Origin of the sequence: Mesotoga infera (assembly GCF_900157305.1) — a bacterium.
Lineage (GTDB): Bacteria > Thermotogota > Thermotogae > Petrotogales > Kosmotogaceae > Mesotoga > Mesotoga infera.
The window spans coordinates 2,178,562-2,199,320 of the sequence record NZ_LS974202.1 but is presented as its reverse complement, the minus strand read 5'-3'; the positions used below and the strand labels follow the sequence as shown (position 1 = coordinate 2,199,320).

Annotated in this window: 12 protein-coding genes; all 12 read right to left on the bottom strand. The window is 48.1% G+C overall.

The features are described 5' to 3' along the window. Positions 1–12 precede the first annotated feature (12 nt). The 12 genes from MESINF_RS09975 to MESINF_RS09920 are packed head-to-tail and all read right to left on the bottom strand — an operon-like array spanning position 13 to position 20,753. Positions 13–975: a histone deacetylase family protein gene (locus MESINF_RS09975; RefSeq protein ID WP_169699680.1), complete on the bottom strand. Its 963-nt coding sequence runs from the start codon at positions 973–975 to the stop codon at positions 13–15. Continuing rightward, complete coding sequence (gene rpiB / locus MESINF_RS09970) at positions 972–1,430, bottom strand: ribose 5-phosphate isomerase B (protein ID WP_169699679.1); 459 nt, start codon at positions 1,428–1,430, stop codon at positions 972–974. The genes MESINF_RS09975 and rpiB overlap by 4 nt, the downstream gene beginning before the upstream one ends. Before the next feature lie 46 nt (positions 1,431–1,476). Continuing rightward, positions 1,477–2,103 (bottom strand): transcriptional repressor LexA, encoded by a 627-nt coding sequence (gene lexA, locus MESINF_RS09965; protein ID WP_169699678.1) that lies wholly within the window; start codon positions 2,101–2,103, stop codon positions 1,477–1,479. Positions 2,104–2,134: 31 nt separating this feature from the next. After that, the gene (gyrA, locus tag MESINF_RS09960; RefSeq protein ID WP_169699677.1) at positions 2,135–4,558 is read right to left on the bottom strand and encodes a DNA gyrase subunit A; all 2,424 of its coding nucleotides are present in this window, start codon (positions 4,556–4,558) and stop codon (positions 2,135–2,137) included. Between the two features lie 21 nt (positions 4,559–4,579). Further along, entirely contained in the window at positions 4,580–6,490 is a 1,911-nt protein-coding gene (gene metG, locus MESINF_RS09955) for a methionine--tRNA ligase (RefSeq protein WP_169699676.1), read from the bottom strand. A gap of 52 nt (positions 6,491–6,542) precedes the next feature. Next, positions 6,543–9,338 (bottom strand): O-antigen ligase family protein, encoded by a 2,796-nt coding sequence (locus MESINF_RS09950; protein WP_231936719.1) that lies wholly within the window; start codon positions 9,336–9,338, stop codon positions 6,543–6,545. A gap of 8 nt (positions 9,339–9,346) precedes the next feature. Next, the gene (locus MESINF_RS09945) at positions 9,347–10,090 is read right to left on the bottom strand and encodes a ZIP family metal transporter (protein ID WP_197712664.1); all 744 of its coding nucleotides are present in this window, start codon (positions 10,088–10,090) and stop codon (positions 9,347–9,349) included. Between the two features lie 17 nt (positions 10,091–10,107). Then, positions 10,108–12,321, bottom strand: a complete 2,214-nt coding sequence (locus MESINF_RS09940) for a GumC family protein (RefSeq protein WP_169699675.1) — start codon at positions 12,319–12,321, stop codon at positions 10,108–10,110. 14 nt (positions 12,322–12,335) lie between these two features. Next, positions 12,336–12,995: a CpsB/CapC family capsule biosynthesis tyrosine phosphatase gene (locus MESINF_RS09935; protein WP_169699674.1), complete on the bottom strand. Its 660-nt coding sequence runs from the start codon at positions 12,993–12,995 to the stop codon at positions 12,336–12,338. A 17-nt stretch (positions 12,996–13,012) separates the two neighbouring features. Continuing rightward, entirely contained in the window at positions 13,013–17,746 is a 4,734-nt protein-coding gene (locus MESINF_RS09930; protein WP_169699673.1) for an SLBB domain-containing protein, read from the bottom strand. A 33-nt stretch (positions 17,747–17,779) separates the two neighbouring features. Next, on the bottom strand, positions 17,780–18,130 hold the full coding sequence (locus MESINF_RS09925) for a response regulator (RefSeq protein ID WP_169699672.1): 351 nt from the start codon (positions 18,128–18,130) through the stop codon (positions 17,780–17,782). Further along, positions 18,108–20,753 carry a GAF domain-containing sensor histidine kinase gene (locus MESINF_RS09920; RefSeq protein WP_169699671.1) on the bottom strand — a complete coding sequence of 882 codons (2,646 nt, stop codon included), beginning with the start codon at positions 20,751–20,753 and terminating at the stop codon, positions 18,108–18,110. The genes MESINF_RS09925 and MESINF_RS09920 overlap by 23 nt, the downstream gene beginning before the upstream one ends. Positions 20,754–20,759: the final 6 nt, after the last annotated feature.

The following is a 20,759-nucleotide window of genomic DNA, read 5'->3' as shown; positions in this document are numbered from 1 at the left end:
TTCACGGACAATCTATTTCAAAGCTTTGATGAAATTCAAAACAGAAACAGCGTTCGCCTGGGGATTGTAGCCTCCCTCCTGGATGATCAGCTTGGGTGTTTCAATCTCTCCTACCAATTTGCCAATCATGGAGAAATCCGAATCTATGAGCCCAAAATGACCAACTCCATCGGCTGCATGCGTATCAGTTCCAAGAGACACCACAAGCAGATCCGGCGAAAAATCGTTAATCTCCTGGAGAGCTTTGGTCAGAGTTCTTATGTATTCCGGACCTTCGATGCCACCATCGAGTGGGAAGTTAACGTTGAATCCCTCACCTGAATCTTCACCTATCTCCCAGGAATTTCCGCTGATCCAGGGATAAAAAAACCTAGGGTCTCCATGTATGGAGACATAAAGCACTGTATCGTCGTAATAGAAGATCTCTTGAGTCCCGTTTCCATGGTGGAAATCGAGATCAAGTATGGCGACGAACCCTCTAGTGTGTTTCTGGTAATACTTGGTTGCTATCGCGGCGTTGTTGAAGTAACAATAGCCGCCTCCAGTGGCTACTCCGGCGTGATGACCGGGCGGACGGCAAAGTGCGTAGGCGACCGCCTCGTCCTCCAGCAGTGAATCGACACAGTTGAGAACTGTCGAAACTCCGGCAAGCGAAGCGATATAACAGCCCGTCGTGACCGGTGTTCCTGTATCGAATAGCTTATCGTATCCGAACACTTCTGGAAAATACTCCCTCTTGGGCGAAACGGTCATACTCTTTTGTTTTAGCCATTCAACGTATTCCGGGGTATGAACGGCGAAAATATGAGAGACATGGTAGTCTCTTGGTTCATTTATCACAAAGCCATTTCCCTCGAGGGCACTTCGGATCGTTTCTATCCTTTCGGGCTTTTCGGGATTTTCTATCCATTCACCGTTATCCAGTTCCTTCATGGGAAGATGAAAGAGGTGGCGTCTGTCGTAATAGATCTTCATTTAGATCGCTCCAGATCTTCGACTGGGAGCGATTCGATCTTTTCGACCCTTCTGGTATGCCTGCCGCCCTCCTGGGCGGTTGAGAGAAACGTGTCAACCGTCCATGCTGCGAGTTCAGAACCCATAAGCCGGCCTCCAAGCACCAGTACATTGGCGTGGTTGTGCTTTCTCGCCAGCGCGGCCATCTCCGGAAAGAGACAGAGAGCCGCCCTGATTCCCCTGTATTTGTTCGCGGCCATCGACATTCCAATTCCCGTTCCGCAAAGAAGAATCCCAAATTCGGTTTCACCGCTCAGCACAGACTTACAGACACGACGCGCGAAGTCTGGATAATCGACGGACCTTTCTGGCGATTCGGGGCCAAAATCAATGACTTCGTGGCCTTTCTTTAGATACTCAGCAATAAAGAATTTCAACTCAAAAGCAGCGTGATCAGATGCTATGGATAATTTCATTATATCCTCCGCGCATGTTGGGACAGATTTGGCTTTTATTACGAGATCACTTGTACCAGCGGAGAATTCCGGATAGTTTTCCCTGAATCTTCACCCTGCTGGTTTCGATAACCATCGGCAGCATATCTGGATTTGATGGTATCAGCCGTATCTTCTGCCCTTCATTCTCATATTTCTTCAAAGTGGCGTACTCTTCGTCTATCAGAGCCACTACGATGTCTCCGTTGTTAGCCCATTCCTGTTTTCTGATTATCACGAAATCACCGCTGATAATATGTGAATCGATCATGCTGTTACCGGTAACTTTCAGAATATAGTACTCGAAGCCGCGCCTTATCATCCACAGTGGAACGGGTATATTCTCCTCTTCTGCCTGAATGGCTTGAACAGCTTCTCCCGCCGCTATATTACCGATCACGGGAAGCATTACGACATCGCTACCCGGTTCTATCGATGTGCCGTCAGGGCTTTTGAGGACTCTTATTCCTCTCGAAACACCGGTACGTTCGATGTAACCCTTCTTCTCCAGAGATTCAAGGTGTTTGGCCACACCTCTAGGAGAGGAAATATCGAAGTCTCGACAGATGTCCCTTATGCTCGGCGGATAGCCGTAAAGCTTGATAAAGTTCTCGATAAACTCAAGAATCTTCTTTTGCTTCTCTGTCAATGTCAATGCCAGACACCCCCTATTCTCTCTGAAACCCTCATTCCACAACTACGGCCATGCTGGCAACTATATCCTCTTCTTTAAGATCTACTATTCGCACCCCTTTTGTGACTCTACCAGTAGATCTGACCTGATCGATAGGAATTCTTATAGACATTCCGCCTCGGGTGGCAAGTATGATTTCGTCTTCGCCCGTTACGACCAGTGTTCCTACAACGTTCCCTATTCGCTCGAGACCGTATATGTTTTTCACTCCCATGCCACCACGGTTTTGACACCTGTATTCGGAGATATCGGTTCTTTTGCCTCCGCCCTTTTCGGTGGCTGTGAAAAGAAATCTGGCGTCGTCGGCCCTGACAACGTTGGCGCTTACCACTTCGTCACTCTTTCTGAGTCTTATCCCCATTACACCGGCCGCACTCCTTCCCATTGCGCGGACCTGTTCTAGTGGGAACCTTATTACCATGCCGTACCGAGTAGAAATGATTATCGTATCGCTTTCCTCAACGGTGAGAGATGCGTCTATCACTCTATCATCATCGGCAAGACTTATAGCTTTGATTCCGGAGCTGCGAACGTTCAGGAAGGCCTCGAAAGGCGTTCTCTTGATCTTACCGGATTTGGTAGTTATTACCAGATATTTGCCTTCAACTTCTTCGTTTCTTATAGAGAGAACGGCCTGGACAGATTCGTCGGACTCTATCTTGATATAATTGGCCAGGAGTTTTCCCTTGGCATCTCTCGAAGAATGGTCTATAAGATGGTTGCTCAAGACATAGGCCTTTCCCTTCGAGGTGATGATCACGGTCTTGCTTAGCCGGGTGGTGGTCAAAATATTCACTACGAAGTCCTCTTCGCTAGTCCTGACACCGATCACACCCTTTCCGCCCCTTCCCTGCTTGCGATAGCTCTCAAGAGGAGTGGATTTTATGTAACCGCGTTTCGTGACAAGAACCACTATCTCCTCGTCTGGTATAACATCTTCAATATCGAAATCCGTACCGTTTCCCAGATCTATTCTGGTTCTGCGGGCATCTCCGTACTTGTTCTTCAATTCCTCAAGCTCTGACTTTATGATCGAATAAATTTCGGTTTCGCTTGAGAGTATCTTCCTGTATTCGTTGATTCTGGCGACGAGTTCTCGGTATTCTTTGAGCAGTTTCTCTACCTCTATTCCTGTGAGTTTCCCCATCTTCATATCGAGAATCGCGGCGCTCTGTTCCTGTGTTATATCGAGCGTCTCCATGAGGTTTTTTGTGGCTTCATCGTCGTAGGAATTCCTTATGATGTCGACTACCGTATCTATAGATCTCAGAGCCTTGGTGAGACCTTCCACTATGTGGGCCCTCTTGGAATCACGCTCGAGTTCGTATTCAGTTCTCGCGCGAATAATATTGACTCTGTGGGTGAGGAAGGCCTGCAACATCTGCTTGAGGTTCATAACCCTGGGTCGCTTCTTTTCATCGATAACCAGCATGTTAACGCTGAAAGTCGTCTGGAGCTGTGTATGCTTGAAGAGAAGGTTCAGAACAACGTTAGGATCGGCTCCGCGTTTGAGCTCGATTACGACTCTTAGCCCTTTTTTGTCGGACTCGTCTCTAATGTTCCTGATCTGTATATCACGCACATTCTGTGCCGAAACGACTATTTGCTCAATAAGATCGGCTTTGGAAACGTTATAAGGGATCTCATGGATAACTATATACTGATTCCCCTTGCTCTCTTCTATTTCGGCAATACCTCTCAGGATGATCCTTCCCTTTCCTTCGTGGTATATGGTGGATATGGTTCGACCGTCCATAACCATTCCACCTGTCGGAAAGTCTGGACCTTTTATATGGGCAAGAAGGGCATCTATATCACATTCAGGCTGTTCAATCAAAAGCTCCAGAGCGTTCACCACCTCTGTCAGGTTGTGAGGAGGTATGCTGGTCATCATGCCTACGGCTATTCCCGAAGTGCCGTTCAGCAAGAGATTGGGTATTTTCGCCGGCAGAACATCGGGTTCGCGCAAGGAACCGTCAAAGTTGGGAAGCATCGGCACAGTATTCTTATCTATGTCCTGTAAAAGCTCTTCTGAAAGGGTCTCCATACGGGCTTCGGTATATCTCATAGCGGCAGGAGGATCTCTGTCTATGGAGCCGAAGTTTCCCTGGCCTTCAACAAGAGGATAACGCATCGAGAAGTTCTGGGCAAGTCTTACGAGAGCGTCGTATATGGCAGCATCGCCATGTGGATGGAACTTTCCCATTACTTCTCCAACTATACGGGCGCTCTTTTTGAAGCTTTGATTGTGTCTCAGCCCGAGCTCGGACATTCCATACAGTATCCTTCGTTGTACCGGTTTCAAGCCGTCTCTAACATCGGGAATTGCTCTACCCACTATGACGCTCATTGAGTAGAGCATGTATGAATTTATAAGTTCATCGTCAATGTTTTTGTGGATGATCTCTTCAGACAAAGATAAGACCCCCCTCTTTCCTCATGAAATCTTAGCTCCTGGAGTCATATCTTTATGAACCGTGAGCAATGTCAGTGTATCGCCGGCCTTGGCAGCGAGTATCATACCGTGAGATTCGATACCCATGAGTTTTGCGGGCTTCAAATTGGCAACCACTATCACTTTCAAACCCACCAGTTCTTCCGGGCTGTAATGATGTGCTATACCGGCGACAACTTGCCTCTTTCCAATCTCTCCAAGATCCAATTGCAGTTTGATCAGTTTTTTGGACTTCTCTACCCTTTCGGCCCCTTCCACCAGTGCGACTCTCAGTTCGACTTTCGAGAAACTCTCTATGTCTATTAAATTCTCTTCCTGCTCCTGAAATTTGCCTTTGTCTTCATTCATTTCCGTCACCTTCCTGTGCGTAGTAAGATCTATCCTAGGGAAGATAGGCTCTCCGTGATTGACTCTCATGTTCCCGGGCAATTCGCTCCACGAAAGATCGGCGAGATTCATCTCCCAGGAGATTCCGAGTCTGCGCCTTATTTCTCTCGCCGTGTGAAACATCACGGGTTCTATCATAAGTGAGACATTCTTCAATGCGCAAGCCAGATTGTGCAGTACGGTATCTATCCTCCCCTTCATCTCAGGGTCCTTTCCAAGCTTCCACGGCTCTGTGAGGTCTATGTATTTGTTGGCGAATCTTATGAGCTCCCATACAGCTTCCAGGGCCTGTGTGAAACGCAGGCTATCCATAGACTCCCTGTAAGTGACGAAAGTCCTTTCCGCCAGGGCAATCAATTCGTCATCTGTCGTGTTCCTCTCTTTTGGATGTGGTACCAGCCCACCGTTGAATTTATCGATCATCACAACGGTTCTATGAAGGAGGTTTCCCAGATCGTTAGCCAGATCGGCGTTTATCCTTCCGATCAGGTTATCCTCGGAGAAGTCGCCGTCTTTGCCAAACTGTATGTCCCTTAGCAGATAATACCTCAAAGCGTCGTTGCCGTAGATATTTATGAACTCTCTAGGGCTGATGGCGTTTCCGAGCGACTTGGATATCTTCTGACCGTTTATGGTGAGCCATCCGTGGGCGTAGATTTGAACGGGAAGGGGAAGGTCTGCCGACATCAGCATGGCGGGCCATATTATCGAATGGAACCTGTTTATCTCTTTGCCTATTAGATGGACATTGGCCGGCCAGTAACGCCAGAACATCTCCATGTTGTCGGGATAACCGATGGCGCTTAGATAGTTTATCAGGGCGTCAACCCATACGTATATTACGTGCTCAGGATCTTCGGGCATGGGAACGCCCCAATTAAAAGAGGTCCTGGTTATGCTTAGATCCTTGAGGCCAGCTTCCAGAATCCTCATCATTTCATTCCTTCTGAAATCAGGTTGAACGAACTCCGGATTTTCGTTGAAAAGATCTATGAGCGCCTGGTTGTATTTCGAAAGCCTGAAGAAGTAATTCTCTTCGCTGACCCATTTTACTTCTCTTCCGCACTCGGGGCAGAGGTTTCCTTCTTTAAGATCTTCTTTGTTCCAGAAAGTCTCGTCCGGGACACAATACCATCCCTCGTATTTGCCCTTGTAAATATCTCCCTTTTCCTTCATTTTGTTCACGAAAAAACGAACGGCCTTCACATGGTAGTCATCAGTGGTCCTCACGAAACCGTCGTTACTTATTTCGAGCTCTTTCCATAATTGCTTGAACTTTCCAGCCAGTATATCACAATATTTCTGTGTGTCCATTTCCCTCGAAACGGCTTCGCTCAATACTTTCTGACCGTGCTCGTCGGTTCCTGTCAGAAAGAAAACATCACTATTGGAAAGCCTTCTGTATCTTGAAACAACGTCTGCGACTATAGTGGTGTACGCCGAGCCGATATGCGGTTCGCTGTTTATATAATAAATAGGTGTGGTCACATAGTAGCTCCCTTTCACAGGACACCTCCTCGAATATTATAGCACTAATCTATTTGAATGTATACCAGAATTACATCTGGAGCGACTCATAAAGCCCTATAAGAGTGTTGATTTCCTCTTTTTTAGTCTCCGTGATCGAACCTCCGTTTCTTATGAGTTCACGATTCATTTCTACCACTCTGGAGTAGATCTCACTCAGCTTCGATTTGTAATCGTTCAATTCTTCACCGGATAGGTAATTTTTACCCCAGGCTATAGCGTACTGAAGAGTATCACCGGGTGAGTCTGGTCCCATGTTTTCGGCGGCCCAAGCATGTCTTTCGGCAACCGAAAGGAGCAACTGGCTTTTTTCAGCGAGGGAACGTCCCACGGTTTCTATTGATGTCATGTATTCGAGATATACATTTTTCCAGTCCGGGTAACGGTTCCAGGTCCCTGGGAGAAGTCTGACGGCCAAGTCGAACCAGTACAAAGCCTTTTCAGCGGCCATGTCTATGGTGTCGAAAACTATCTTCTTGAATTCTTCTGAGCTTCCAAAGGCACTTTGGATGAGCGAGTTTCGGGTGTCTATGAAGTTGTAGTATTTTTTTAGCTCGCTGTTGACGCTGGTGTAAAGCCTTCCGAGTATTCTTGGCGTCTGCCTTTCGCTGAAGAGTATCACCGAAGACTCATAGTAATCGGCGGCATCCAGTATCATCTGCAGCTGGGTGATGAAGTACAGCTGGAGTCCGTTGACAAGTTCTGGATTGTTGAAAGCGGCTTTATTGACGGATGCTATATCCTTAAACGGCAGGGTCCTGATCTCTCTTTCCGGAAGGGGAATTACTTCCAGACTGCCTTTGAATTCCGGGATGATATCGGAAGTAAATTCATCCTCGCCAGTGAGAACATCGAACATGAGTTCCGGATTGTTTCTGGCTTCTTCGAGATGATTTGATTTCATGCCGAGTCCAGCGATATACCAGAGCGGTTTCCCAAGTACCGGGTATATTCTGTTCGATCTTTTAAAATTCACAATGGCCCCATTGTAATACTGAAGCGCCCTGTCCATTAGGGTATCGTACTGCCTTAAACGGTTGTTGATCTCCGTTTTCAATCTTGATATTTCGCTCATTCTTTCATTATCGGCCGCTTCGAGCAGTTCAATTGGACTGGCCCCAGGGTACTTGGCCTTCAATTCGTTACCTTTCTTTTCCATATAGGCACTGACGTCGGCCAGGTAGCTGTAGCTTCCGGTAAAGGAGTCAATGTTATTTCTCACTTCCTGAAGTGCCGAGACATCCAGACTTTGGGCCTGGTTATAATAAGCTTGGTAATACTGCTGATCTGTCTGCCCCATCCTGAAGTAACCCTCACCCAGAAAAGCGGATGCCTTCAGAAAAATTAGCGCTCCGGCCAGTGGAATCAACAGCCCGGCGAGAAGGGTTCTGGGAAGGTCGAGCTTTCTTGAACCTCCAGCGAAGTACTTTCCCATGGCCAGGGCAGATATAAAAAGCGCCAGCATAAGGTTCGGCTGCATGTGGAGGGGGAATTCGAAGAAGCTGTGGGCGGCGAAGGAAAAGATCCCCGCGCCGAGTGCCCCGTACAAAAGCAGATCTCTTTTGTTATCTATCGAGTATAGAGTTTTAAAAAACTTTAAGACTAGAAAGGTCACCATCGCGATTATGAAGAAAAAGCCTATCAGACCCATCTCACTCAGGCCCTGAATATAATCGTTGTGAGTTCTCTTGAAGTTATTCCATACGATCATGTAGTCGGGATTGCTGGCTAACACCTGCGGGCTGTAGAGTAGATGGTAGAGCTGGAAGGTACCTATTCCCGTACCGAAGGGAATTCTGAGTCTATTGTCGCTATCGAACCACTGAGCTATCGAGTTCTCCCAAGCTGAAAAGCGCTCCTTCCAGGAGCCCGAAGAGGTAAGGGCGTACTCCAGTCTGGCGGTGATATTGATATCCCCCTGACCGGTCAGCGGAGAAGGCGTAAGGTAAAGAAAGGCCAACACTACGACTATTGTCAGGGCGATTGCGAGAAAGATTAAGGACAGTCTTCTGAATTTCCCGGCCGCCGGATCGTCGGATAATTCGGGCTTTCTTTTCTTCTTGAGAAAAACATATGCGAGCAAGAAGACGACGTTCCCAACGAATATAGCTGTAATGACAGTCCTGGTCTGCGATACGAAGACGGCGGCAACCATAGGAGCCAGCAGTGTCACCATCGCAATCTTCAGGATCAGTTGACCTCCAAACCCTTTAAAGATGAAGGCCAAAGGTTTCCTCGATATTATGAAATATAAGACGAGCGGTATCGTCATTCCCATATAGTCGGAAACGAAGTTCGGGTTTCCAATCGTCGATCTGGCCGAAGCCCTGGCAAAGGGTTCGCCCACCTTCCCCAGAAAGATATCCCATCCCGCGTAGAAATTGAGCAATGCGTCGATCGACACTATCGAAGCACCTATGATGAAAAAGAGCAGCGTTATCTCGATTTTTTCAATCGTATTGAACTTGTTGGATATATAGATGGCCGTCAGCCCCAGAAAGAAGGTATAAAGGGCGACTTCTAGAGAGTATCTTAGGTACTGCGGGTTGTCGCTTGCCACAGTTATAAGAGACAGCAAGGCCGCCATCCCGATACCCAGGAGCGCCACATGGACGTAATTGAACTCAATATTCTCTCGTTTTTTCCTTATTAATACGCTCAAAAGTATCAGTGTGAAACCGACGACGTAGAAAAAGTGTTTGGCCGTTGAAGGCTCATGGGTGAAGCCCTTGGTAACGAACAGAGGTATGAGCAGCGTCATGACTATATACACCACAATTTCGAAGTCCAGCACCTTATTCATCTTTTTCATCGTCGTTTTCATCATCTTTCACCTCACCCAAGAATATTGTCAAGTAGAGCCATCACTATGAAGCCAAATATCAGCGAATAGGTAGAGGCTCTTTCAAAGCCGCCACTGTGGGTCTCCGGCACTACTTCATCGCTTATTACAAAGAGCATTGCGCCGCCCGCGAAGGCCATGGCGTAAGGGAGAAGCGGTCTCACCACACTTATGAGTATCGCTCCGAGAAGACCTCCGACAACCTCTACCATTCCTGTGAGAAAGGAAATCCTCAATGCACGGGTGGGTTTGTAACCAGCTCCAACCAGGCTGGCCATAACGGCTGCACCTTCGGGAATATTCTGTACGCCGATAGCCATAGCAATTACCAGAGCTTCGGTCGTAAAGGCGCCGACTCCAACTGCCATTCCTTCCGGAAAGTTGTGCAGCGTTATGGCGATCACGAAGAGCCAAATTTTACTGACTTTCGAGTGTTCGAGAGGTCCTTCGTATCCCTTTATCAAATGCTCGTGCGGAGCGAGCTTATCCATTATATCGACGAAGATCGCCCCTAGGGTGAACCCTATTACAAACCTCAGCGGTCCCCCCAGCTCTATCGAAGGTACGACCAGCGAAAAGGCAGTCGCCGCAAGCATCACGCCGGCCGCAAAACCCAGAAGTATATCCAAGGTTCGCCTGGATATTCCCTTCTTCATCGCCATGAAGGGCAGGGCTCCCAGAGTGGTTGCCAGGCCTGCCACCAAACTATAAAGAATTCCCTTGAGAGCTAGGTTCACAGGATCCTCTCCCCGTTCTATTTATTCTTTCTGGTTCTTCGCTTTTTCTTCTTTCCCTCTTCGTTGTAGTAATAGTAGTAATGGTAATAATAGGAGGAGTTCTTCTCGTCGACACCATTCACTATAACGCCGAGAATTCTTACCCCGACGGTTTTTAAGTTGTCAATGACGATTCTCAAGCCGTCCCTTATCGCTCTGCCGGGTTTTACGACCAGAACTATTCCGTCGAGCTTGTTTCCGACCAGAGAAACGTCGGATGTGACAACCGCCGGAGGCATGTCTATCAGTATTCTGTCATATTTTTCTTTCAGTTTCTCAAGCAATACATCTATGTTTTTAGAAGAGAGCACGATCGTCGGATTGGGAGGAACGGTACCCACGCCGATGAAATCCATATTATCGGTGTATCTCTCAATGACGCTCTCCAGTTCGACTTTACCCATTACTACATCGGTGACTCCGTATTGCTTCTTCGTTGATTTCAAGATCTTCTCGACTCTGGGTCTGCGCATATCGAAATCCACCAGTATAACGCGCTGCCCGCTACTGGCCATTGAATAGGCCAGATTGGCTATTACGAAGCTCTTGCCTTCGGTTGGAAGAACGGAGGTTACCGCGACGGTCTTCCCATCTCCCATGGTAAAGGAGAGGTTACTGGCGGCTAGTTTCATGGACTCGGCCGAGGGCGCAGTGGGACTCTTCTCTACGTACATCTCTTCCCTGATACCCTCTATCGTAGGTATCCTGCCGATGATTGGCTGTCTGCTGAACCTCTCTATCTCCTCCTCGGTCTTGAGCGTTTTATCCAGATACTCGGCCAAAAAGACCATCAACATACCCAGGAAGATGCCGAGTACTGCACCAATCGCCAGGGAAAGCCTTTTGTTAGGCTTAACGGCAGTCTGCGGTATAGTTGCCGGATCGACTATCGCCGCGTTGCCAACGACTGCGGCCTCGCTGATCTTGGCCTCTTCCAGCCTTTCGAGAAGAAGCGTGTAGAGGCTCTCTTTGACTGTGATCTGCCTCTGCAGGTCGAGAAGCTGTTGCTCCTTGAGTGGAAGGCTTCTCAATTCAATCTGGTACTGCTCCCGCATATCGGCAACGGCGTTGATGGAGGCCTCCAGTATCTGCAAATCGGCCTCGGCAGTTATAACGCCCGTTAAAATCTGCTGATAGGCCGGATTGAGTGTCATTCCCTGACCAGAGGTTATGAACTCTCTCTTCACCTCATCGGCTATCAGACTTTCAGTTTTGGATATCTCAGTGATCTTGGATTTGACTCTCTGATCGGTCAATGGATACTGCTCCTGGAGTGCGGCCAGTTCTACCTGCAGTTTGGATAGACTCTGCCTTAGACTTGTCAGGACGGGATTCACCGAGAAACTTTCCGATGTCTGGATCCACATCGATTTCACATCTCTGCTGTCCGTTCCGTTGAAGTCGTCGAGCATTCCCTGATAGGTCTGGATTTCGGCCTTCTTCTCTTCGGCCGAAATCTTCAACTCGTTGTACTGTCTATCGTAACTGGAAAGCATCTGGAAGAGAAGGTCGGAATGCTTGTCCAGCACGTAGATACCCGTCTCTTCTTTGAAGTTTTTCATCATATCCGTAGATTCCTTTAAGTCCTTCTCCAACAAAGGAATCTGAGCCTCTATGAACTCCCTTTTTCTGGTCAAATCTCTTTTCGACAGCTCGGCCAGTTTCTTGTTATAGACCATCGCAAGAGTGTTGGCCATATCTCTGGCGAGAACTGGATCCTTGTTTTGAACAGAAACTTTGACGATCCTCGTGTCCTTAACGGGCGATACGGTGATCATATTTGAAATCGATCTCGTAAGGGACATAACCAGGTCTTTCTCGGTGTAGCCCTCCGATATCAATCTCTCGCGAGCTTCGCTCGAGTATACTCTGTTTACAAGATCGAGTTCGGCGATTATCTCCTCTATGTTCGTGCGGCTTTTGATCAATTCGACTTCCGTTGATATATCTCTAGATATGGAGCTTCCTGTCAACGAATTTGTGAATAGATCGCTCACCGAAGATTGTGAAGTAGGATCGACCTTGATCGTAACGCTGGCTTCGTAGATGGGGGTGGCAAACACGAGGTATATTCCCGTCACTACAACCACGGCCAGCGTGATAGAGATAAAAAGAGACAGTCTTTTTTTGAACATTCTAAAAATATCTTCCAGTGTTAGCTCCCTGTAATCACTGCCCTCTAGCTCGCTCACAGGTGCACCTCCGATCACAGATAATAATCATTTATGAATTGACTCGCCAATTCCGAAGAGAAATCTATAACTCCTCTTCCGTCGCTGTTGTGGTGTTTATCGCTACCAATAGTTTCGACCATTCTCTTCTCCAGGAGTAAAACCGTACGCCAATCCTTTAGGCTATCCCAGTTGACCTGGAAAAGCACACCCATATCTTTGAGGCGAAATACTTCATCTTCAAGTTTACTCCTGGAGAAAGGGAGAAGACTCTTTTTGAAAAGAAAGCCGTACCTCTCTACATGCGCCAGAACAATCTTGAATCCCCTCTTCTGAAGGGTTTCTATGGCTTCGACTAAGTAATGCGGCCTTGCGTCTGTGGGGAGTTCCACAAGCAACACATTCGTCTCTCCCATTGAAATGATTTCACCGGTCAGCACCTCAGGTCTCAAAAAAATTTCCGAACCCAGGAACACCTCAACCCCCGAGGAGTTGAGAGAAGCCGAGTGTTTCCTCCAGCTTTCTTTGATCGCAAAGATATCTGTTGGAGTACGCGGTGAATAAAGATGCGGAGTCAGATAGACTCTCTCTACGCCCCCGCTCTTCATTCTTTCGAGAATTTTTAGTGATTCTTCCACATCTGAACTGCCATCATCGACTCCCGGCAATAGATGGGTGTGTAGATCTATGTTCACACTCCAACCTCACTCGATCACTTGAAGATCCCGACAGCCGAGTTCACTATACTAAGTGACGAGGCGACGATTGACATTATATCCTTTATGTTGACGATCGATGATTGCGGAACGTAAATTATATTTCCGGGAACTAGCTTTACGTTTCCCTTCACCGGGCTTCCCTTCTGCTGGTCCAGGTTGAGTACAAGGGGCTCTTTCTGTGGATCCTGAAAGAGAAGCGCATTGCCGAGAACAGCGTAGCTTGTCGGGCCGCCGGCTTCTATAACCGCTTCTATAGCCGTCATTCCCTCGAGAAATTTCACCACTCCCGGTCTGAGAACCTCTCCGAAGACATAAACCCTCTGTGTCTGTATATATGGAACGAAGACCACAGATCCCGGTTCCAGTTCTTTAGTGGAAAGGAGAAGGAAGTTGTCCGGTCCGACGGTCAGTTCTTCGGTCTTCGCAGCGTTCTGTATCTGCACTTTTCTGCTGAACTCAAGACTGTTGAAGCCACCAGCCATCGTGATCAGTTCTGCCAGCGACAGTTCTCCGTAATCGCCGATAGAGAAGATACCCGGGGATTTCACATCGCCTATTATCGACACATAAGAGTCGTAGTTCTTCAAGACGATTATTGTATCCCTCTTCTGCAAGAAATTTCTGGTGAGATCCTCGATCTTGAGTGCGTTCAGAAGCTTGATCTTACCGTCGGCCGACACGATGCTCAAGGTGTTGACGGTGTCTCCAAGGCCACCGGCAGTAGCTATTATCTCGGCTACCGACACCGGTTGGGTCCCTTCAAGGGAATACCTACCAGGCCTTGGAACGTCTCCCAGCACAGTAACATACGCAGCTTCGAGCGAGGTCACGTAAACAAATGTGTTGTCAGGAAGGTTATCGCTCCTCTTCTCTATGGAGGCAACTGTGAACTCTTTGATTTCGTTCGAAATCTGAACTAGAATTCTGTCAACGTTCTTCTGGTCGGTAAGACCACCGGCCTTTGCAACAACGTCGGCGAGGGACGAACTCTCGTCGCGATTGAAGATGTACGTTCCGGGATTTCTGACGGCTCCCAAAACGGTTATTCTGGCGACCTTCTTTGGAACCACGATCGTGCTCGCCGTTTCGAGAGTCGGATCACTCTTTCCCGAAAGGAGCTCTGAAAGTTTCACGGGTATAACCTGTCCCGACGGGGTAATAACCCTTAACTCGTCGGAGGCTGTCTCTCTCGCTCCTCCAGCCTTTATGAGAGTTCTCATGACCGTCATTCTCTCTTCGGCGGTGAAATCGTATCTACCCGTCGAGGCGACTTCACCGGTTATGTAGACGTATCTTTCTCTACCGGGTACAAATACAGTCTGACCGTTTTTCAGGGTTATGTCCTGACCTTCCATGAGTTGATACCAGTAAGACTGGTTTTCCTGACCGACAATCTTGATCTCCGAAGAGGCCTCACCGGTCAACCCTCCGGCCTTAGAAATCGCAAGGAGCAGACCGGGGATCTCGGTCTTTGAAAAGGTAACCTGACCGGGGTTGCGTACCTCACCGAGAACACTGACCGTTATGGGTTCATAAACCGGAACGTACACGAAAGTTCTATCCTCGAGCTTCACATCCAGGGCCTTGCCCTGAAGAATCATTTCAAGATCCACGGTGCTGGTCCTGCTGAACTGGTCGGTAATCTGGACTTTCGACATTAGAGCCTCGGGAGTAGTTCCGCCGACCTTAGCTATGAGAGTCGATAGGGTAAGCTTCTCGGCGGGTTTGAAGAGAACCGTCCCTGGACTTCTAACGGCTCCGAGAATATATATCTGCCTCTGGGTAACTGGATAGAGTATTATCGAACCCGACTGGAGCGAAATGTCGCTATCTTTCAGATCGGAGAGGATCCTCTCCCTCTTGCTTCCGTCGGGAGAAATGATCGTCACCCTACCATCGGAGGCGAGATCGAGCAAGTTCTCCTTGGCCAGGGCGTTTCTGAGTGTCAGAGACTCACTGGAATTGAAATCGACCCTTCCGCCGCCGCTGTCGGATACTATATAAATGTATTTTCCGGGGATTTCTGGCACATATATAACCGAACCGGAAGCGATCTTAACATCGGGAGAATCGCCCCTCATTATCCGCTGGAGGTCAAGCTTCTGTCTGCTCTGGTTCTCAACGATCTCGATGCTGCTCGCAGTCGGATCGATCAATCCGCCAGCCAATGCGATTGCCTTCGTGACTGTTGGGAGACCTCCATCGCGATCAAGAGTCTTGACGCCGGGAGCCTTAACGCCTCCAACTACGTACACGTAGAAGCTCTCAAGTTCCGGAACGAAGACAGTAGAGCCATCTTTTATGTATATAGCCTTTCCACTTGAAATACTATCCATGTCATATATAGTCACCGATGAGCTGTCGGTGACCATGACGGTGATTCTCTTGTGATCTGCCCGTTCTGTGAGGCCACCGGCTGCAGCGAGGATGTTGGAGAGCGTGAATGGAACGTCAGGTTGAAGCGTTACCGTTCCAGGGTTTCTTACCTGGCCCAGTACAGAAGCCGTGCTGTATGGTTCCGGGTAGAAGATTATGGTACCTGTTTCGATCACCACATCCGAGTTCTCAAGAGATTTTATACTCAATTCCGTGATCTTTCCGTCAGGCTCAATGGCACGAACGGTTTTCTCCGAAGACACTTCCACAAGGTTGAGCTTGGCCAGTGCGTTTCTCAAGGTTATGTTCTCACCGCTGCCGAAATCTACTTTTCCTCCTTTGTTGCGCGACACAACGTAAACAAACCTGTTATCCAGTCTGGGTATGTATATAAGATCGTCGTATTTTATTTTGACATCGGGGATACTACCTTTGAGGATCTCCTGCAGATTGACGGTCACACTCTTTCCAGCCGATAGAACCTCAACACTCGATATATCGGCCACACTCGTGTATCCACCGCTTGAACTAAGCACCCTGGTGAGTGTGAGGTCTTCTCCGTCAACTTCGATCTTCCCCGGTCTGGACACCTCTCCGAAAACATAAACCCACGAGCCCAATGCTGGCACAATGACGATCGCTCCTGTCTGAAGCGGCAGATCGTTATCTTTTAACTTTAAGGCGGCCACCGTGCTGACTTCTCCAGACGGTTCAATAACTTCGATTTCCTTTGAGGAGTTCAGATTGAGAAGGTTGAGTCTGGCCAGGAGGTTCTTCAGAGTGAAGCTTTCACTCTCCTTGAAATCTATCCTTCCACCGCTCCCAGGAGCCACGACATATACATATCTCTCTTCGATCCTCTCTACCAGGACTATCGATTGCACAGAGAGCTTCACATCGCTCCTCAAAGCCTGTTCAATCGAATATACCGACTTCCCGCTGGGAGAGATTACCTCCACGCTGCCGGCCTTTTCGGTGTAACCACCGGCCCTCGATATCACTTTTGCCAGAGTGATTTCATCGAAGTTTCCGAACTGCATCATACCGGGAAAGTTTACCTCACCGGCGATATAAATGCTTTTAGTTCCGCCGCTTACGATTATCATAGAACCCGATTGAAGAACTCTATCTTCGTTGAGACGAACTTCCATACGCTCTCCGGAAGGCTCTACAAGTATCGAACTTTCGTCGCTGGCAGGGTTGTACAGGTCCACTTTCACCAGAGCGTTGGCCAGAGTAATCGACTCATCGACGCCGAACTGTACCTTTCCTCCAAAGGTTGGCGAGGAGATATAAACGAACTTCTCGCTTTCACGGGGAATGAAAATGGTATCTCCAGGCTTAAGCGGCACATCCTTGATTTCGCCTCTCAACAGAGAGATCAACTCGATTCTCAAAGGTTCGGAGAGTTCGCTTCTTATTATGAACAGCTGGCTTGCGGCGCCGGATTTGACACCGCCTGCCTGCCCTATCGCTTGAATCAGTGTCAGTCCGTCCCTGAAACTTATCGACGATGGCGAACCAACCTCGCCCAGCAACTTCACCGATTTAATGGAGGAGTCGTTGGCGACCACTATGCTGCCAGCGGGGATCAATGGGTCAATGATGGCACCGGAGAGCACGGAGTTGAGATCGACCACCTTTTTACTCCCCTGAACTCCTTCTCCCATTATCAAAATCTCTTTCTTGTCGGCGTTTTCCGTCAAACCTCCCGACTGGGCAATCACCTGAGTGAGTGTCAATCCAGGGTTATACCTTATCAGGGTGGGAGATCTGAACTCTCCGATGCTCCTTATCCAGGCTTTGGCACCGGCAGGTATGAAGAGCGTCGTGCCTTCGGCCAGTGTAATCGATGATGCCTCTCCACCGACCTGAAAAGAAGATAGGTCAATATGTTTTCTATTTCCGTTGCTCTCTACCAGGAAGGAGGAGGAAAGGTCTGCACCGTCCTTTAACCCTCCGGCCAGTGCTATTATCTGCGATACTGTTAGATTGTCCTTCGTCCATTCTATGGCGCCGGGTTTGTTAACCTCTCCGAGGACGTAAAACATGAAAGGTGCGTAAGACTTTACAGAAACTGTCACTTGCGGTCTCGTAGCCAGAATTCCTCCGCTCAGATACTTTCCGGATAAAAGCGACTCGGCTTCTTCAAGAGTCTTGCCAAGTACTGCCACGCTGCCCAGTGGAGGTATCGACGCCGTGCCGTCCGGCCCCACAACGATTTCTCCCGAAAGCTCTGCGGAACCATAGACCGAAACGAACAGAACGTCACCCGGTCTGATTTTGTAGGCCATAACCAGAACGGACACTAGTGCCAGAAGTACAATCATAATTGTCTTTTTTAAGTGCATTCTATGTCCCCCTCTCTTTATATTTTCCTATATCTATATCAATTCTCTTATCACCGTTTTCAATTCGGAAAAATCAGGCGATTTTACTATGTAAGAATCCGCTGCCCATGAAGAGAGATCGTGTTTGTAATGTGTGTAAGCAGTGAGAAGAACTATTTTCAAGTCGGGCAACCGCTTTCTCATAAGGCCGGCCAGTTCGAGACCATTCATTCCTTCCATCTCTATGTCTATCGTAACGAGGTCAAAGTGAACTCCACTGTCGAGGAAGTTCTCCGCCTCCTGGGCGTTGCTTGCGACAATCACTTCGTAACCTTCTTCTTCGAGTTCTTCCTTTAAGAGAAATCTCATGTTTTTCTCATCTTCAACGATAAGTATCTTTTTCATGATCAAACCTCCCTATCTTTTGAAGCGGCAATCTGAAGGTGAACACAGTGCCTTTTTCTCCGCTATCGGCTTCGATTTCGCCTCCATGCTCCTGAACTATCTTTCTACATATAGAAAGGCCCAGCCCGGTACCCAGAGTTTTCGTTGTGAAGAAGGGTTCGAATATTCTCTTCAGAATCTCCTGAGGAATGACTTTTCCACGATTCCATACCGAAAAGACTATATTTTTCGGGTCTTTATCTATCTTTACCAGCACCTCTCCGTAATGTTCAGATGCTTCAATCGCATTCTGAACAAGGTTGATTATAACCTGTTTGATTCTATTTTTATCTGCGTAATATTCCAGCTTCTCTTCTTTCGATTCCAGAATTAACTTTACATTATCTTCCTGAGCTCTTTCTTGAAAGCCGTCCAGCACTTCTTTCGTAAGTGCCAGAAGGTCGAATCCCTCTTCCTGGATACTGGTTCTTGCTCTGGAGATTTCCAGCACTTCCCTCACTATACCGTCGAGTCTTCCGAGTTCTTCTCTCAATATTGTCGCATATTCTCCCATCTTTTCCCTATCGTTTGTGGCGGCCATCCTCTTGATAAATCCGCCTATTATCGTTATGGGGTTCCTAATTTCATGTGCAACTCTGGCCGACATCTCGCCGAGTGCGGCTAGCTTTTCTCTGCTCTTGAATTCCTGTTCGAGCTTTTTGCGCCTTGTAACTTCATCCATGGAGATAATCACACCGGCGAGATGGCCTCCACTGTCCTGCCTGAGAGGAGTGATCTTTACGTCGAAGTATCTTTCACCGAGATTATCGAATCTCTGATCGCTGAGAGTTATAGTTTCACCGATTCTCAAGACATCGAAAAGCAACTCCATAACACCCTCAAGTTTATCGGCCAGAATTTCGATTTTCTTGCCGATCAACTCCTCCCGCCTTGCGTCGAACAGAAGCTCGGCGGTGCGATTAACTTCGGTTATCTCTCCGGACGGAGAACAGACCACAATCGACGACTCGAGAGACTGAAGTATACTTGACACGAATTTACGGTAATAGTTGGAAAGGTTTCTTTCTTTCTCCAGGCTGTCGGTTATCTCCAGTAACCTTTCGTAATTCCCCGTCAATTCGAGAGCCACCCCGGCGCTGTCGGCCAGCAAACCCAGTATCTCCATGTCGGCGTTGCTTATTTTGTTTCCAGTCAGGACTTTATCGACCACTATGACACCCTGAACATCCTTTTCTCCGGAAACCGGCGCCACCAGATAATCCTGTGCCCCGACTATTTTATTTAGTATTGAGAGCTCTTCGCTTCTGAAACGACCCATGTCGGGTGTCACATGGACAATCTTTCGACGGTTGACGACTCTCTCGAGAATCATGTTCCCGAGATATGAAACGGAAATGTGATTATCTTTTTCGGCTATGAAGTGACGCTCCAGCGAGACATCCTGTAGATACCTCGAAAGATCGCCGTACACGGTCCTTTCGAACTCGCCTTCGCCCCTCACGATCTTTGCCTCCACTGTTAGAAGCGCCATGCGCGAGTTTTTCTTCAGAAACAAGGCTCTATCGAACCTAAGGCCAGCCGAATGTGTCGCTCCGACCAGGAGAATATTTACAATTCTCTCATAATCGAGGCTTTTCCTCATTGCTTGAGATATCTTGTGAAGCGCGCCCAGTTTGAATAGTTGATCCTTTTGCTCGCTTATCGATTCCTCGTGTCTCTTGCTGAGTTGCTTCAGTTTTCTGACTTCCAGTTCCAGTCTAGAAGTTAGTCGGATCTTGCTTATCGCGACGCCCGTTCTCCGACCCACATCATCAAGCAACCTCACGTCTTCCTCGTCCAGATGTTTGTAAGGTCTGAACTCCCCTTCTACTTCTTCCCGGTCGGCGGCCAAAAAGAAGCCTATGAAATCGCCTTCAGAGAGTAGAGGTACCACGATGAAGGATCCCACCGCCGATACGTCGTCGAAGAAAACCGAAGAAATCTCTGATTTCTTCGCCGAAATGAACAGTCTGCCTGAAGTAAGATAATTCAGCTGTTGGGCGGAAAGCTGGAACTCGATGCTCTTCAGAGGATTTCTACCCTCTCCAATCGCGGCCTTAAGAGTGAATTTGCTTTCCGACTGCTCCAGAAAGAAGATCCATCTCACCCTTAGCATCTCTCTGGCAACCTCCAAAGAAGAGTAAATCAGCCGCTCTATCATTGTTTCGCTCTCAAGTACTGATGTGAGGCGCGAGGCCAGCTTCAGCCTTCTGTAACCTTCCTGTTCGTAGTTACGTGTCAGAGAATAGTGAAGCGCCATCTCCAGTTCTGAAATCCATTCCTTCAGGGAGCTGGCTACATAAGAGCCACGTGGAAGTGAGAGCAAACCGAGTAGATCGCCCTCATGATTCAAAAAGTGTAGGTCTCTCGACTCCTCGGCGGAATCCGAGTGGCTATGCACCGTGACGGTCCCTGAGAAAACACCGGTGGTGAACTCTTCCAGCGACTCGTTCGATTCGAGTCTTATCTCCCGACCGGACCTCTGGAGCTTCTCACCGAATATGATCTCTTTGTAAACGCCTTTGTATTTTTCGAGAATGTAAAGAGATACATCACCCGAGAAATACTCGGAGATCCTCTTCATTAGTCT

Excerpts from the sequence above, each read along its gene's own strand:
- MESINF_RS09975 (WP_169699680.1), bottom strand. The coding sequence starts at position 975 with ATGAAGATCTATTACGACAGACGCCACCTCTTTCATCTTCCCATGAAG.
- rpiB (WP_169699679.1), bottom strand. The coding sequence starts at position 1,430 with ATGAAATTATCCATAGCATCTGATCACGCTGCTTTTGAGTTGAAATTC.
- MESINF_RS09950 (WP_231936719.1), bottom strand. The coding sequence starts at position 9,338 with ATGATGAAAACGACGATGAAAAAGATGAATAAGGTGCTGGACTTCGAA.
- MESINF_RS09930 (WP_169699673.1), bottom strand. The coding sequence starts at position 17,746 with ATGCACTTAAAAAAGACAATTATGATTGTACTTCTGGCACTAGTGTCC.
- MESINF_RS09925 (WP_169699672.1), bottom strand. The coding sequence starts at position 18,130 with ATGAAAAAGATACTTATCGTTGAAGATGAGAAAAACATGAGATTTCTC.
- MESINF_RS09920 (WP_169699671.1), bottom strand. The coding sequence starts at position 20,753 with ATGAAGAGGATCTCCGAGTATTTCTCGGGTGATGTATCTCTTTACATT.